We start from the raw sequence: 13,647 nt of genomic DNA, 5'->3' as shown, positions 1-13,647 counted from the left end.
ATCTAGAAGTGGCGATAAGGCTTGCGGATGCCGAAGCCTTCGAACCGTTTGGTATTGGCCTTGGCGCGGACTCGCTGTGCTTCCTGATGCAACCCGAATACGGTAGCGATCAGCATGGCGACGGTCATTGCGGTGGCGAGCATGTAGATCAGCATGTGCGTGTTCTCCTGCGCCTAACAACGGTTAGATGGGTGTTTGGTTTCATCTTTCGAAGCTGCAACTTAGTGAACACTGCGTGAAGCCGTTGTGAGCGGCACATTCATCTGTCGTTCACGTCGGCCAAAAGGTTCATGGGGCGGGCCTGCCGATCGGATTTGCCTTTAGGGGAGAGGCTCGCTAGAAGCACCTGCCATGACCGAACGCATCGCCCTTTATGCCGGCTCTTTCGACCCGCTGACCAACGGCCATCTCGACGTGCTGAAGGCGTCGCTGGCCGTGGCGGACACCATCTATGCGGCGATCGGCATCCATCCCGGCAAGAAGCCATTGTTTTCCTTCGAGGAACGGGTCGATCTGATCGAAACGGCAACGAAGGCGGAATTCGGCAGCGACGGTGCGCGCATCAAAGTGGTCGCCTTCGACGGTCTGGTCATCGACGCGGCCAGGAGGCATGGCGCCTCGATCATGATCCGCGGCCTGCGCGACGGCACCGATCTCGACTACGAGATGCAGATGGCCGGCATGAACGAGACCATGGCGCCGGAGCTGCAGACGGTCTTCCTGCCCGCCAGCCCCTCGGTGCGCACCATTACCGCCACACTTGTGCGCCAGATAGCTTCGATGGGAGGCGACATCCGCCACTTCGTGCCGGCGGCCGTGGCCGGCGCGCTCACCGCCAAATTCGCGAAATAAATGCATGTCGCCCAAAAGTGGAGCCCGGTTTTGGGTAACGACATGCATGAACGAAGATATTCGGAGAAAGATCCCATGCAGCTGAAAAAGCTTGCCTTCTTGCTTGTCATGCTTGCCGGTCTTGTGACCGCATCGGTGTCGGCGTTTGCCGCCGATCCCGAAAACACCATGATCGTAACGCTGAAGGACGGCGACGTGACCATCGCGCTGAGGCCCGACCTTGCGCCGAAACACGTCGCGCAGATCAAAAAGCTGGTGCGCCAGGGCGCCTACGACAACGTCGCCTTCCACCGCGTCATCGACGGCTTCATGGCGCAGACCGGCGACGTCAAGTTCGGCAACATGAAGAGCGGCTTCAATGCCGACGCCGTCGGCACCGGCGGTTCCGATCTTCCCGACCTGCCGGCCGAATTCTCCAGCACCGAACACTACCAGCGCGGCGTGGTCGGCATGGCCCGCTCCAACGATCCGAATTCCGCCAATTCGCAATTCTTCATCATGTTCGCGCCGGCACCGCCGCTCGATGGCCAGTATACCATCGTCGGCAATGTCGTCAGCGGCATGGAGCTGGTGGACCACATCAAGAAAGGCGACGAGGCGCAGAACGGGACGGTGACCGATCCCGATCGCATGATCAAGGTGCGCATCGCCGCGGATGGCAAGTAAACCCAAGTTTCAAAAGGATATTCTGACATGGCCGAGATCAAGGACCGCGAGAACGCGCTTATCATGGACACGACCAAGGGCAAGGTCGTCATTGAATTGTTCCCAGACCTGGCGCCCGGCCATGTCGGCCGCATCAAGGAGCTGGCGCGCGAAGGCGCCTATGACGGCGTAGTCTTCCACCGCGTCATCGACGGCTTCATGGCGCAGACCGGCGACGTGAAATTCGGCAATTCCAATAAGCCGTCTTTCGCGCCGACCCGCGCCGGTACGGGCGGTTCCGATAAGCCCGACTTGAAGGCCGAGTTCTCCAACGCCAACCACGGCCGCGGCACCTGCTCGATGGCGCGCTCGCAGAACCCGAACTCGGCCAATTCGCAGTTCTTCATCTGCTTCGACGATGCCGCCTTCCTCAACCGCCAGTACACGGTGTGGGGCCAGGTCATCGAAGGCATGGACAATGTCGACAAGATCAAGCGCGGCGAACCGGTGCAGGATCCCGACAAGATCGTGTCGCTCAAGGTCGCGGCCGACGTGAAATGACCAGCCGGGCTGTCGCGGCCATCGCATTTGTGCTCGTCGCGGCGGCCACTCCGGCGGTGGCGACGGAATCGATCGTTTGCGGCGCCGACGGCGGCGCGGCATCGATCGACGTGTTGATGGGACACACAGCCGTCATTGCAGTGGCGCGCGTCTGGCTGGATGCCGGCGGCAAGACATGGACCACGGACGGCCAGCCGGGTTCAACGAAAGTCATCGTCGGACAGGCATTCGAGGACGACGAGCGTATGCTGATCGATCTCACCGACGAAGGCCTCAGCTCGATCGTCGCCAGATTGCGGCTGGTCAAGGCCAGCGAGCAGTCCAGTTTCGCGATGGGCGGCACATTGAGCATAGACGGTTTCGGCGCCTGGGCGGTGACCTGCCCGGAACCTTGAGGCGGGGATTTCTTGCGCGTCGACCTTTTTGACTTCGATCTGCCGGAGGAGCGCATCGCGCTTCGCCCAGCCGAGCCGCGCGACAGTGCCAGAATGCTGGTGGTCAGCCCGGGCGCGGGGCTCGAGGACATGACCGTGCGCGACCTGCCGTCCCTGCTCAAGGCTGGTGATGTGCTGGTTTTCAACGACACCAAGGTCATTCCTGCGCAGCTGAAAGGCATCAGGCGGCGCGGCGAGGCAGCGGCGCAGGTCGAAGCCACGCTGCACATGCGGACGGCGCCCGACCGGTGGCTCGCCTTCATGCGGCCGGGCAAGCGCGTCGCCGCCGGCGATCGCATCCATTTCGGTCATGATGCCAATTCCTGCTTTCTCGGCCAGCTCGACGCGACCGTGATCGAGAAGGGTGAAGGTGGCGAGGTGCTGCTCGGCTTCGACCTGTCGGGTCCGTTCCTCGATGAGGCTCTGCACGCCGTCGGCCACATCCCGCTGCCGCCCTACATCGCCTCCAAGCGTGACGACGACGAGCGCGACCGCAGCGATTACCAGACCATCTATGCCAGGGAGGAGGGCGCCGTGGCCGCGCCGACGGCGGGGCTGCATTTCACGCCGGAGCTGTTTGCCGCGCTCGACGCCAATGGCATCGAGCGCCGTTTCGTCACGCTGCATGTCGGCGCCGGCACGTTTTTGCCGGTGAAGGCGGACGACACCGCCGACCACAAGATGCACGCCGAAACCGGTTCGGTCAGCCCGGAAACCGCCGAGGCGCTGAATGCGGCGAGAGCAAAAGGAGGGCGCATTATCGCTGTCGGCACGACATCGCTGCGTTTGTTGGAGAGCGCGGCTGGCAAGGACGGCAGGCTGGCCGCATGGTCAGGCCCGACCGACATCTTCATCACGCCCGGCTATCGCTTCAAGACCGCCGACATGCTGATGACCAATTTCCATCTGCCGCGTTCGACGCTGTTCATGCTGGTTTCGGCCTTCTGCGGTTTGCAGACGATGCACGCGGCCTATGCGCATGCCATTGAGAACCGCTACAGGTTCTATTCCTATGGAGACGCAAGTCTTCTGTTCAGGGAGGATAACGATGGACGATGACCTGGAAACTCTCGGCCGCGAAGCCTTGCTCGCCGAGGTCAGGAAACTGCGCGCCGGCATCCGCCAACACCGCGACGCCACCGGCCATGATCTGTGCTGGCATCACCCCGACCTCTGGTCGCTTTTACCCGAAAAGACCGAGCCGGCGATTGCCGTGCCGCCCTGGCCGAAATTCATGCGCGGCTGCATCCGCTACCGGCAGTCGCTCGACCGACAGGCTCCGGACGCGCCGGTGTTCGACAAGGAGTTCGATGGCTAGGGAATTCAATGACTAACGCATTCGCCTTCAAGGTGCTGGCGACCGAAGGCAGAGCCCGGCGCGGCTCAATCACCATGCCGCGCGGGGAAATCCGCACGCCCGCTTTCATGCCGGTCGGCACCGGCGGCACGGTGAAAGCCATGTATATGGATCAGGTGCGCGGTGTCGGCTCGGACATCATCCTTGGCAATACCTACCACCTGATGCTGAGACCCGGCGCCGAGCGCGTGGCTCGGCTCGGCGGCCTGCATGAATTCGCCCGCTGGCCCTATCCGATCCTCACCGACAGCGGCGGCTTCCAGGTGATGTCGCTGTCGAAGCTGAGGAAACTGACCGAGAACGGCGTGACCTTTCGTTCGCATATCGACGGCGGCGCCTACGAGATGTCGCCGGAGCGTTCCATCGAGATCCAGGGGCTGCTCGATTCAGACATCCAGATGCAACTCGACGAGTGCACGGCGCTGCCGGCCAAGGAAAAAGAGATCGAGCGTGCCATGGAGTTGTCGTTGCGCTGGGCCGAGCGCTGCAAGACGGCGTTCGGCGAGCAGCCCGGCAAGGCGATGTTCGGCATTGTGCAAGGCGGCGATATACCGGACCTGCGGCTGCGCTCGGCGCAGGCGCTGAAGGCGATGGAGCTGAAGGGCTACGCGGTCGGCGGGTTGGCCGTCGGCGAGCCGCAAGCGGTGATGCTGGAGATGCTCGACATCACTTGCCCGGAGTTGCCGGCTGACCGGCCGCGGTACCTGATGGGTGTCGGTACGCCGGACGACATCTTGAAGTCGGTGGCGCGCGGCATCGACATGTTCGACTGCGTGATGCCGACGCGGGCAGGGCGGCATGGCCTTGCCTATACACGGCGCGGCAAGGTCAATCTGCGCAACGCCCGCCATGCCGACGATCCGCGCCCGCTCGATGAGGAAAGCGACTGCCCGGCCGCACGCGACTATTCGCGCGCCTATCTGCACCACCTGGTGCGCTCGCAAGAGGCGCTCGGGGCGATGCTCCTGACCTGGAACAATCTGTCCTACTACCAGCAGCTGATGCGCGACGTTCGCGAAGCGATCGGGGCTGGCAGGTTCGCCGGACAAGCTGAGATCATCACGCAGCAATGGGCAAACGGTGACCTCCCCGTCCGGTAGGCGTGCTCGCCAGGAATCCGGCTCCAGGGAGGAGTCGCACCTGCCATGAACTGTTTTGAAACGTCTGCCTAATAAGCATTGCCGGACGACATCGGGCGAGGATCAAGAACCTGTTCGTTTCGGGGCAAGTTTCAGTTCCTGGCACGACGGTGCGGACGAATGGCAGCGCCGAGCCTTCGCCTTCGCCCTCCGTGGCGGTCCAGCAATGGACGGCGGGGTCGTTGCTTGCCGTTCTGGTCATCGCCGTGACCGGCTTGGTTTTGCGCTTGCTTGGCGCGCGCGGCGACCTTTGGCTGGACGAGATCTGGAGCTTTGCGCTGATTGAGCCGCTGACCTCGATCGACCAGATATTCTGGCGCGTCAATCACGACAACAATCATTTCCTCAACTCGGTCTATCTCTATCTCATCGGCCCCGACGCTTCGCCTTTGATCCAGCGAGGCCTGTCGATAGCACTAGGTGTTGCCACGACAGTTGCGGCGGCAGCGACCGCCGCACCGCACGGACGACGGGCGATGATTGCCACAAGCCTGTTGTTTGCCGTGAGCTATCCGATGGTGCACTACGGCTCGGAGGCGCGTGGCTATGCCGGCCTTGTGCTCTTCACGCTGCTTTCGGTGGTTTTTCTGGAGCGCCGGCTCGACAACAAACGGTTGTCTGGCACGGCCTTGGCAGCGGCGATCCTTTTCGGGTTCCTATGCCATCTCACCATGATCGGAATGGTGGCAGTCCTCGCAATCTGGACCGCGTGGCTCGCCTGGCAGCGTACGGCGAGGGTCAGCCGTGTCGTTGCGGATCTGGCGTCGATCTTCCTGCCGGCCTTGCTTGCCGTGCTGCCGCTGGCTGCCTGCGTGTTTATCGGCGGCAGGCTGTTCGGCTTCAGTGTCGGTGGTGTTTCGCCGTTCTCGATTGCCGCCTTCGCGCAGGGCTATGGCGGAATGATCCGCTCTCTGTTCGGGCTGCCCCCCTGGTTCGGCGACTGGCCGTATATCGTTGCCGCCTGCGGTCTTGTTGGCCTCTCCGCTGGTGTCTGGTGCGATCGCCGGGCCAGCCTCTATGTCATCGGGATTATCGGACTGCCTTTGCTCATGGCGGCGACACATCTGCCCAATCTCGAGTTTCCGCGCTATTTCATCATCAGCGGAACATTGCTGCTGCTCTGGGCCGGCGAGATGATCGGTCGCGGCTTGGCTGCTCGCGGGACTGCCAGGCTATTTGCGGTGGGAGCACTGGCGATCGTGGTGAGTGGAAGCATTTCGTCGCTGCTCCAATTCTATCAGTACGGACGCGGCTCGTACGCTGCTATGGTCGATGAAATGACCAGGAACGGCGCTGCCGCCTATGCGAGCAACAGTGATTTCCGCACCGCCATGGTCGTCGATTATTTTGCGGCGCGGACGGATCGTCGGGCTTGGCTGGTTCCGGAAAACAGGATGTGCGCCGACCGGCCGGCTTGGCTGATCCTCGAGGGGGATGTGGACAAGCAAGCCGAACATGTTGAACCGACGGCCGCATGCGCTTTGGCGTATGAACGGGCCGACGCGTCGAGACACTGGGGGTTTTCAGGCCTGAGCTGGACGCTCTACCGGCGACAGGATTGAGACAACTTTGCCCTCCTCAAGCACCCTCAGGTGCTGAGCGACGTGGACGCGCGCAGGCTGCAGCCGGTGATCCGAAAGCTGCCGTCAGGCTGTAGTTCGAGCGTGTAGACCGCCTCATAGTCCTTGCCATCCGGGCCGACGATCAGCACCTGCTGGATGATCGAGGTCGGGCTCGTCTCGCGAACCTTGCCGAAGGAGTAGGTCTGCGGTTGGCGCACCGGCGGGTAGCCGTTGGTCACCATGTTCATGAAGGTATCGACAGTTGGAAAGATGCGTTTCACATTTGGTGCGGCAAAGCTGTAGGCCGTCGCTCCGTCGTTGGCGATGAAGGCCTTCAATTGACCATCGATGACCGTTTGCGCCGCCTTGACTTCGGCGTCGCCAGCAAAGGCCTGGGATGCGAAAATGAATGGAACGACTGCGAATGCGAAAAACGCGCGGCGCATGGCCTGTCTCCGTTGTCCCTGAGAAATCGCTGTCCGAGGTACATGATACTATACGCTTTGCAGTGCTCGAGGGTTTCAGCCGAGCGCAAACATTCGGCGCCGCGAGCTGTGTCCAGACCGAGAAAGCATTGTCGAGGCTAGAACAGCCTGAGCGATGGCCGATGCTTGAAAGCCGGGCGGCAGTCTGCCACAAGGGCCGCTCGATTTTACCTAGAGCGTGCGATGTTGGGCAGGACCAGGCAATGAAAGCATTTTTCGTGCAGATAAAGTGCGATCTGGGCAAGGCCTATGACGTTGCCAGCGCCCTGGCCGATGCCGAGATCGCTTCCGAAATCTACTCGACAGCCGGAAACTACGACCTGCTCGCCAAATTCTATGTCGACGACGAGGAAGACATCGGCCACTTCGTCAACGAGAAAGTGCAGATTCTTCCCGGCATCAAAGACACGTTCACGGTCGTCACCTTTCGCGCGTTTTGATCCGCATCCGGCATCTGCCCGGACACGAAGCAAAGCCTGACTACGGCCCTATCGGCACTGCCTTAATTTTAGGCAAGAGCGATATACTGATCGCCGGCGCCCACCAAATCACCGATTGCGCTTGATTTTCTCCAGCGAGGCCAGTGAAATGGCGCCACAGGGGAGTATGCGATTGGCAGCGTTCGATGAAATGCTTCCGGAAGTTTCCGGGCTGAGAAAACCGTATTCGGCTTACGATCGCTGGCTGAAGGAACAGGACCCGGCCAGGCTTAACGAGAAGATGCAGGACGCCGAACGCGTCTTTCGCAAGACCGGCATCACATTCGCCGTTTACGGCGAGCAGGAAGCATCGGAGCGGCTGATACCCTTCGACATCGTTCCGCGCATCATTTCCGGCAACGAATGGCGACGGCTGACGCAAGGCATCGAGCAGCGCGTCCAGGCGCTGAACGCCTTTCTCGACGACATCTACCATCGTCAGGAAATCTTGCGTGCCGGCCGCGTGCCGAAGGAGTTGATCGCCAAGAACGAGGCGTTCCTGCCCGAAATGATCGGGGTGCGGCCGCCGGCCGGCGTCTATACCCATATCATCGGCGTCGACATCGTACGCATCAGCGAGAACGAGTTCTACGTGCTGGAGGACAATGCGCGCACGCCGTCCGGCGTCTCCTACATGCTGGAGAACCGCGAGACGATGATGCAGCTCTTTCCCGAGTTGTTCCAGCAGATCAAGGTGCGGCCGGTGGAGAATTATCCGCAGCTCTTGCGCCAGTCGCTGGCCGCAGTGCGGCCGCAAAGCACCAAAGGCGCGCCGACCATTGCCGTGCTGACGCCGGGCAGCTTCAACTCGGCCTATTTCGAACATGCTTTCCTTGCCGACCAGATGGGGGTGCAACTCGTCGAAGGGCAGGATCTGCGCGTCGTCGATGGCCATGTCGCGATGCGCACGACCGAGGGCTACAAGCAGATCGACGTGCTCTACCGGCGCGTCGACGACTCGTTCCTCGATCCGCTGACCTTCCGCCCGGACTCAGCCCTTGGCGTGCCGGGCATTATGGACGTCTACCGCGCCGGCAATATCACGATCGCCAATGCGCCCGGAACCGGCATTGCCGACGACAAGGCGATCTATTCCTACATGCCCGAAATCGTCGAATTCTACACCGGCCGCAAGGCGATGCTCGGCAACATCCCGACCTGGCGCTGCTCGGAACCGGACAGCCTGAAATATGTGCTGGAGCACATCGACGAACTGGTGATCAAGGAGGTCCACGGGTCCGGCGGTTACGGCATGCTGGTAGGACCTGCGGCGACCAAGAAGGAATGCGAGGATTTTTCCAAAAAGCTCGCGGCAAAACCGTCGAACTACATCGCCCAGCCGACGCTGGCGCTGTCGACCTGTCCGATCCTGACGGACAAGGGGCTGGCGCCGCGCCATGTCGATCTGCGCCCCTATGTGCTGGTGTCCGACCGTATCCAGATCGTGCCCGGTGGACTGACGCGAGTAGCGCTCAAGGAAGGCTCGCTGGTCGTCAATTCCTCGCAAGGCGGCGGCACGAAGGATACTTGGGTGTTGGATGATTAGAGCGAATAGCGAATAGTGAGTAGCGAATAGGGAAGAGGGCACCAACACGACTATTAACTCTTACAGGGACTTGATTGTTTGGAAGGCGGCCGTTGAATTGGCTGTAGATTGCTATTCGGCAACGAAAGCCTTTCCGAGCAGCGAAGTTTACGGGATGACGTCTCAGATACGGCGATCATCTGTATCGATTGCGGCAAATGTCGCCGAAGGGCACGGGCGAGAAAACACGGGATCGTTCGTTCAATATCTTCGCATAGCGCAAGGTTCTCTCAAAGAGTTGGAAACGCACCTAATCTTGTCTGGAAGGGTAGCGCTGATGGTTGAGCAGGACGTATTGCGTTTGCTTGGCCAGGCCGATGAGATCGGGAGAATGCTGCGTTCGATGATCAGGAGTCTGCAACAGAAATCATGAAGCCGATTTTCCCCTATTCGCTATTCGCTATTCGCTACTCACTCAGCATCGAGGCACGTTGACATGCTTCTCGGCCGCACCGCCAACGGGCTCTATTGGATGAACCGCTATATCGAGCGGGCGGAGAACATGGCGCGGTTGGTGGATGCCGGCCTGCGCATGGCGCTCACTCGCACGCAGAATGCTTCGGAGGAGTGGAATTCGGTGCTGCTCAGCGCCGGCTCGGACGCCAGCTTCACGCAGAAATATTCGGACTACACCGCCGCCAATGTCGCCGACTACCTGCTGCGCGATACGTCGAACCCGTCGAGCACGATGTCGTCTATCGAAACGGCCCGTAACAATGCCCGCATGGTGCGCACAGCATTGACGCGTGAAACCTGGGAAAGCATCAACGAAGCCTGGATGTCGCTGAAACGGATGTTGGCCAAGCCGATCGACGAGCGCGACCTGCCCAGCGCGCTCGACGCAATCAAGCGCGAGACGGCGCTGATCCGCGGCTCGTTCTACGGCACCATGCTGCGCAACGAGATCTTCGATTTCTCGCAGCTCGGCACCTATGTCGAACGCGCCGACAACACCGCGCGCATCCTGGACGTGAAGTACTATGTTCTGTTGCCGTCGATCTCCTGGGTCGGCTCGACGCTCGACAACTACCAGTGGGAATCGATCCTGCGCTCGGTGTCGGCGCACCGCTCCTACCGCTGGGTCTATGACGCCGACTACAAGCCGAGCAACATCGCCGACTATCTGATCCTCAATGTCCGCATGCCGCGCTCGCTGACCTTTTGCTACCGCTTCCTGACGGAGCATCTCAAATTCCTGGGTGACGACTATGGTGAGCGCCACGCCTGTCATGCGACGGCCGCCAAGACCCATTCCATGCTGACGGCCGGCTCGATCAAGGATATTTTCGACGCCGGCCTGCACGAATTCCTGGCCAATTTCATCCGCGACAACACCAGGCTCGGCGATGAGATCGCGCAGGATTACAGGTTCTATTGAGCATGATCCCAAAAAACGAAGACCGGTTTTCGGTAAGGCTCATGCTCCAGGGACGAGAGCGATGCGGCTGAAGATCACCCACCGGACCGAATACCGCTACGATGCGCCGGTGCATTATCTGTTGCAGCGTTTGCGGCTGCTCCCGGTGAACGGGCGCACCCAGACGGTGCTGTCCTGGGCGCTGAAGATCGAAGGCGCGCGCGAGGAAGTGCGGTTCACCGACCATTTCGGCAATGATACCCGGCTGTTGAGCGTCGAGGGCGAGCGCGACTTCATCACAGTCGAAGCAGCCGGCGAAGTGGTGACGCGCGATACCGCCGGTGTCTGCGGACCGCATCAGGGTTTCGCGCCGCTCTGGCTGTTCGGCCATGAAACGCCGCTGACGACGATCGGCAGCGGCATTCGTGAGCTTGCTGCCTCGGTGGGCAAGGGCACCGACATCGAAAGGCTGCACCGGCTAATGGCCGTGATCGGCGAGCGTGTCGCTTATACACCCGGCACCACCAACGCGACGACGCCGGCCGAAGAGGCCCTTGCGCTCAAGACCGGCGTTTGCCAGGACCACAGCCATATCTTCGTTGCCGCGGCTCGCGCCATGGATTTCCCGGCGCGCTACGTCAGCGGCTATCTGATGATGGATTCAGCGATCGAGCAGGCGGCAAGCCACGCTTGGGCCGAGGCGCATGTCTCGGGCCTGGGCTGGGTCTCCTTCGATGTCGCCAACGGCATTTCTCCCGACGAGCGCTATGTAAAGGTGGCGATCGGCCGCGATTATCGCGACGCCACGCCGGTATCGGGAATTCGGCTGGGACAGGCGGAAGAACAGCTTGCGGTCACCGTCACCGTGGAGCAGTAATCCCGGCAAGATTGTTGCCAAAGAGATTCGATGACCTATTGCGTCGGCCTGAAGATCGATCGCGGGCTCGTGTTCATGTCGGACACGCGCACCAATGCCGGCATGGATTCGATCTCGACCTTCAGGAAGATGCATGTCTGGGAGGAGCCGGGCGAGCGCGTCATCGTTTTGATGTCGGCCGGCAATCTGGCGACAACCCAGGCCGTAGTCAGCCTGCTCGACGAACGCACCAAGGCAGTGGCGGAGCGCCATGCCACGCTGCTCGAAACGCCCTCCATGTACCAGACAGTCCGGTTGGTCGGAGACACCGTCAAGGAGGTCATCGCCAGTTCGTCGCCGGCCGGCGAAAAGGCGGATTCCTATTTCAACGCCTCCTTCATCCTCGGCGGTCAGATCAAGGGCAGCGCGCCGCGCCTGTTCATGATCTATCCGGAAGGCAATTTCATCGAATCGACCGACGATACGCCGTTCTTCCAGATCGGTGAGACCAAATACGGCAAGCCGATCATCATCCGGACCTACGAAAAGACGATGAGTTTCGCCGAGACGGTAAAGCTGTTGCTGGTGTCGTTCGATTCGACGCTGAAGTCGAACCTGTCGGTCGGCCTGCCGCTCGACCTGCTGTTCTATGAAAAGGACACTTTCAAGGTCGGCCTCAAAAAGCGAATAAACCATGACGATCAATATTATCGCACGATCTCGGATAGCTGGTCGAACGCGCTGAAGACCGCCTTTGCGAGCTTGCCTGATTTTCCCGAATGAAAACCTTCGTTTTTCGTGCTCTTTGATCGCGGCTCGCTGAGGCGCTACGGAGGCGAAGATGAATAGCAACGAATTCCGCGAATGGTCGCTGCGAGCGGCTGAATGGGGCGCCGACTACAGAAACAGCCTTCGCGAAAGACCGGTGCGGCCGCTTGTCGAGCCGGGCGAAATCTTCAAAAGCATCGATGTCGCGCCGCCGGAAGACGGCGAAACGATGCAGGCAATCTTCGCCGATTTCGAGCAAAAGATCCTGCCGGGCATGACGCACTGGCAGCATCCGCGTTTCTTCGCCTATTTTCCGGCCAATGCGGCCCCGGCCTCCGTCGTGGCCGAGTATCTGGTTTCCGCGATGGCTGCGCAATGCATGCTCTGGCAGACCTCGCCGGCCGCAACCGAGCTCGAGATGCGGGTCGTCGACTGGATGCGGCAGGCGCTTGGTCTGCCGGAGGGATTTTCCGGCGTCATGCAGGATTCGGCTTCATCGGCGACGCTTGCCGCCGTGCTGACCATGCGCGAGCGCGCGCTCGACTGGCAAGGCAACAAGAGCGGCCTGCAAGGCCAGCCGATCGTGCGGGTCTATTCTTCCGACCAAGTCCATACTTCCATAGACCGGGCGATCTGGGTGTCGGGCATCGGCGAGGCGAACCTCGTGCGCATTCCGGTCGCCGGACGCTTTCGCGCCATGCAGACGGCGGCTCTGGAAGCGGCGATCGTCACCGACCGCGAAAACGGCATGCTGCCGGCCGGCATCATCGCCAGCGTCGGCGGCACCAGTACCGGCGGCACCGACGATGTCGCGGCTGTTGGCGCGGTGGCGAAGCGGCACGGGCTCTACCTGCATGTCGATGCCGCATGGGCCGGCTCCGCCATGATCTGCCCCGAGTTCCGGCATTTCTGGGCCGGCGCCGAACATGCGGATTCGATCGTCTTCAATCCGCACAAATGGCTGGGCGCACAGTTCGATTGCTCGATGCAGTTCGTTCGCCAGCCGGAAGACCTCGTGCGTACGCTGGCGATCAAGCCCGAATTCTTGAGAACACATGGCCGCGACGGGGTCATCAATTATTCCGAATGGTCGGTGCCGCTCGGACGGAGGTTCCGCGCGCTGAAACTTTGGTTCCTGCTGCGTGCACATGGCTTGGAAAATCTGCGAACCATGATCCGCAATCATGTCGCCTGGAGCGAGAGCCTTGCCGCGCGGCTGGCTCGGGAACCGGATTTCGAGATCGTAACGGAGCCGATGCTGTCGCTGCTCTCGTTCCGGCATCTTACGGCTGCGGGCATCGACTCTGACAAGCACAATTTGCGGTTGGTCAGCGCGATCAACGATGACGGCCGCATCTACCTGACGCAGACTCGGGTGGACGGGCAGGTGGCGATCCGCTTTCAGGTCGGGCAGTTCGAAACGACTGCGGCGGACGTCGATACTGCTTTCGAGGTCATCACTGAGATCGCGCGGGGACTGAGTTGATAGCCTCGTCGAGATTGCGCCGGAGCTTTTCTCTCTGCAGTCGCCCGATTTTCATTAGCCGGCTCATACCTGTTCATGGCT

Annotated in this window: 17 protein-coding genes; 15 read left to right on the top strand and 2 right to left on the bottom strand. The window is 61.1% G+C overall.

Annotation, left to right across the window (positions count from 1 at the left end):
• Window positions 1-2: 2 nt before the first annotated feature.
• Window positions 3-155, bottom strand: coding sequence for a hypothetical protein (locus NKH91_RS05190; protein WP_023717791.1), 153 nt, complete (start codon window positions 153-155; stop codon window positions 3-5).
• 196 nt (window positions 156-351) lie between these two features.
• On the opposite strand from NKH91_RS05190, the gene coaD reads away from it, so the two are divergent.
• The 8 genes from coaD (at window position 352) to NKH91_RS05150 (ending at window position 6,550) form a co-directional block, all read left to right on the top strand.
• The gene (gene coaD, locus NKH91_RS05185) at window positions 352-852 is read left to right on the top strand and encodes a pantetheine-phosphate adenylyltransferase (protein ID WP_352844113.1); all 501 of its coding nucleotides are present in this window, start codon (window positions 352-354) and stop codon (window positions 850-852) included.
• A gap of 75 nt (window positions 853-927) precedes the next feature.
• Window positions 928-1,518, top strand: coding sequence for a peptidylprolyl isomerase (locus tag NKH91_RS05180; protein WP_502896295.1), 591 nt, complete (start codon window positions 928-930; stop codon window positions 1,516-1,518).
• Between the two features lie 27 nt (window positions 1,519-1,545).
• Window positions 1,546-2,058 (top strand): peptidylprolyl isomerase, encoded by a 513-nt coding sequence (locus tag NKH91_RS05175; RefSeq protein ID WP_023717788.1) that lies wholly within the window; start codon window positions 1,546-1,548, stop codon window positions 2,056-2,058.
• Window positions 2,055-2,453 (top strand): hypothetical protein, encoded by a 399-nt coding sequence (locus tag NKH91_RS05170; RefSeq protein ID WP_352844111.1) that lies wholly within the window; start codon window positions 2,055-2,057, stop codon window positions 2,451-2,453. Before NKH91_RS05175 ends, NKH91_RS05170 begins: the two co-directional genes overlap by 4 nt.
• Before the next feature lie 12 nt (window positions 2,454-2,465).
• On the top strand, window positions 2,466-3,551 hold the full coding sequence (gene queA, locus NKH91_RS05165) for a tRNA preQ1(34) S-adenosylmethionine ribosyltransferase-isomerase QueA (RefSeq protein WP_352844110.1): 1,086 nt from the start codon (window positions 2,466-2,468) through the stop codon (window positions 3,549-3,551).
• Window positions 3,541-3,810: a hypothetical protein gene (locus NKH91_RS05160; protein WP_352844108.1), complete on the top strand. Its 270-nt coding sequence runs from the start codon at window positions 3,541-3,543 to the stop codon at window positions 3,808-3,810. Before queA ends, NKH91_RS05160 begins: the two co-directional genes overlap by 11 nt.
• 8 nt (window positions 3,811-3,818) lie before the next feature.
• A complete protein-coding gene (tgt, locus tag NKH91_RS05155) occupies window positions 3,819-4,949 on the top strand; it encodes a tRNA guanosine(34) transglycosylase Tgt (protein WP_352482259.1) in 1,131 nt (376 codons plus the stop codon).
• Between the two features lie 221 nt (window positions 4,950-5,170).
• A complete protein-coding gene (locus NKH91_RS05150; RefSeq protein WP_352494583.1) occupies window positions 5,171-6,550 on the top strand; it encodes a glycosyltransferase family protein in 1,380 nt (459 codons plus the stop codon).
• A gap of 26 nt (window positions 6,551-6,576) precedes the next feature.
• On the opposite strand, the gene NKH91_RS05145 is transcribed toward NKH91_RS05150, so the two are convergent.
• The gene (locus NKH91_RS05145) at window positions 6,577-6,996 is read right to left on the bottom strand and encodes a DUF4864 domain-containing protein (RefSeq protein WP_023717782.1); all 420 of its coding nucleotides are present in this window, start codon (window positions 6,994-6,996) and stop codon (window positions 6,577-6,579) included.
• 242 nt (window positions 6,997-7,238) lie between these two features.
• Between NKH91_RS05145 and NKH91_RS05140 the strand changes: the two genes are divergently transcribed.
• The 7 genes from NKH91_RS05140 (at window position 7,239) to NKH91_RS05110 (ending at window position 13,566) form a co-directional block, all read left to right on the top strand.
• On the top strand, window positions 7,239-7,475 hold the full coding sequence (locus NKH91_RS05140; protein ID WP_023674883.1) for an Lrp/AsnC ligand binding domain-containing protein: 237 nt from the start codon (window positions 7,239-7,241) through the stop codon (window positions 7,473-7,475).
• Window positions 7,476-7,647: 172 nt separating this feature from the next.
• Complete coding sequence (locus NKH91_RS05135) at window positions 7,648-9,060, top strand: circularly permuted type 2 ATP-grasp protein (RefSeq protein ID WP_023717781.1); 1,413 nt, start codon at window positions 7,648-7,650, stop codon at window positions 9,058-9,060.
• A 52-nt stretch (window positions 9,061-9,112) separates the two neighbouring features.
• Window positions 9,113-9,472, top strand: a complete 360-nt coding sequence (locus tag NKH91_RS05130; RefSeq protein WP_352482308.1) for a four helix bundle protein — start codon at window positions 9,113-9,115, stop codon at window positions 9,470-9,472.
• 63 nt (window positions 9,473-9,535) lie between these two features.
• Window positions 9,536-10,477, top strand: a complete 942-nt coding sequence (locus NKH91_RS05125) for an alpha-E domain-containing protein (RefSeq protein ID WP_023717779.1) — start codon at window positions 9,536-9,538, stop codon at window positions 10,475-10,477.
• A 61-nt stretch (window positions 10,478-10,538) separates the two neighbouring features.
• Window positions 10,539-11,333, top strand: a complete 795-nt coding sequence (locus tag NKH91_RS05120; protein WP_352844106.1) for a transglutaminase family protein — start codon at window positions 10,539-10,541, stop codon at window positions 11,331-11,333.
• Between the two features lie 30 nt (window positions 11,334-11,363).
• Window positions 11,364-12,095: a proteasome-type protease gene (locus NKH91_RS05115; RefSeq protein ID WP_023717777.1), complete on the top strand. Its 732-nt coding sequence runs from the start codon at window positions 11,364-11,366 to the stop codon at window positions 12,093-12,095.
• A gap of 58 nt (window positions 12,096-12,153) precedes the next feature.
• Complete coding sequence (locus NKH91_RS05110; protein ID WP_352494585.1) at window positions 12,154-13,566, top strand: pyridoxal phosphate-dependent decarboxylase family protein; 1,413 nt, start codon at window positions 12,154-12,156, stop codon at window positions 13,564-13,566.
• Window positions 13,567-13,647: the final 81 nt, after the last annotated feature.

It is taken from the genome of Mesorhizobium sp. M0894, assembly GCF_040319725.1.
GTDB lineage: Bacteria > Pseudomonadota > Alphaproteobacteria > Rhizobiales > Rhizobiaceae > Mesorhizobium.
Note: the sequence above shows the minus strand (reverse complement) of the source record. Positions and strands in the feature narration are given on the sequence as shown.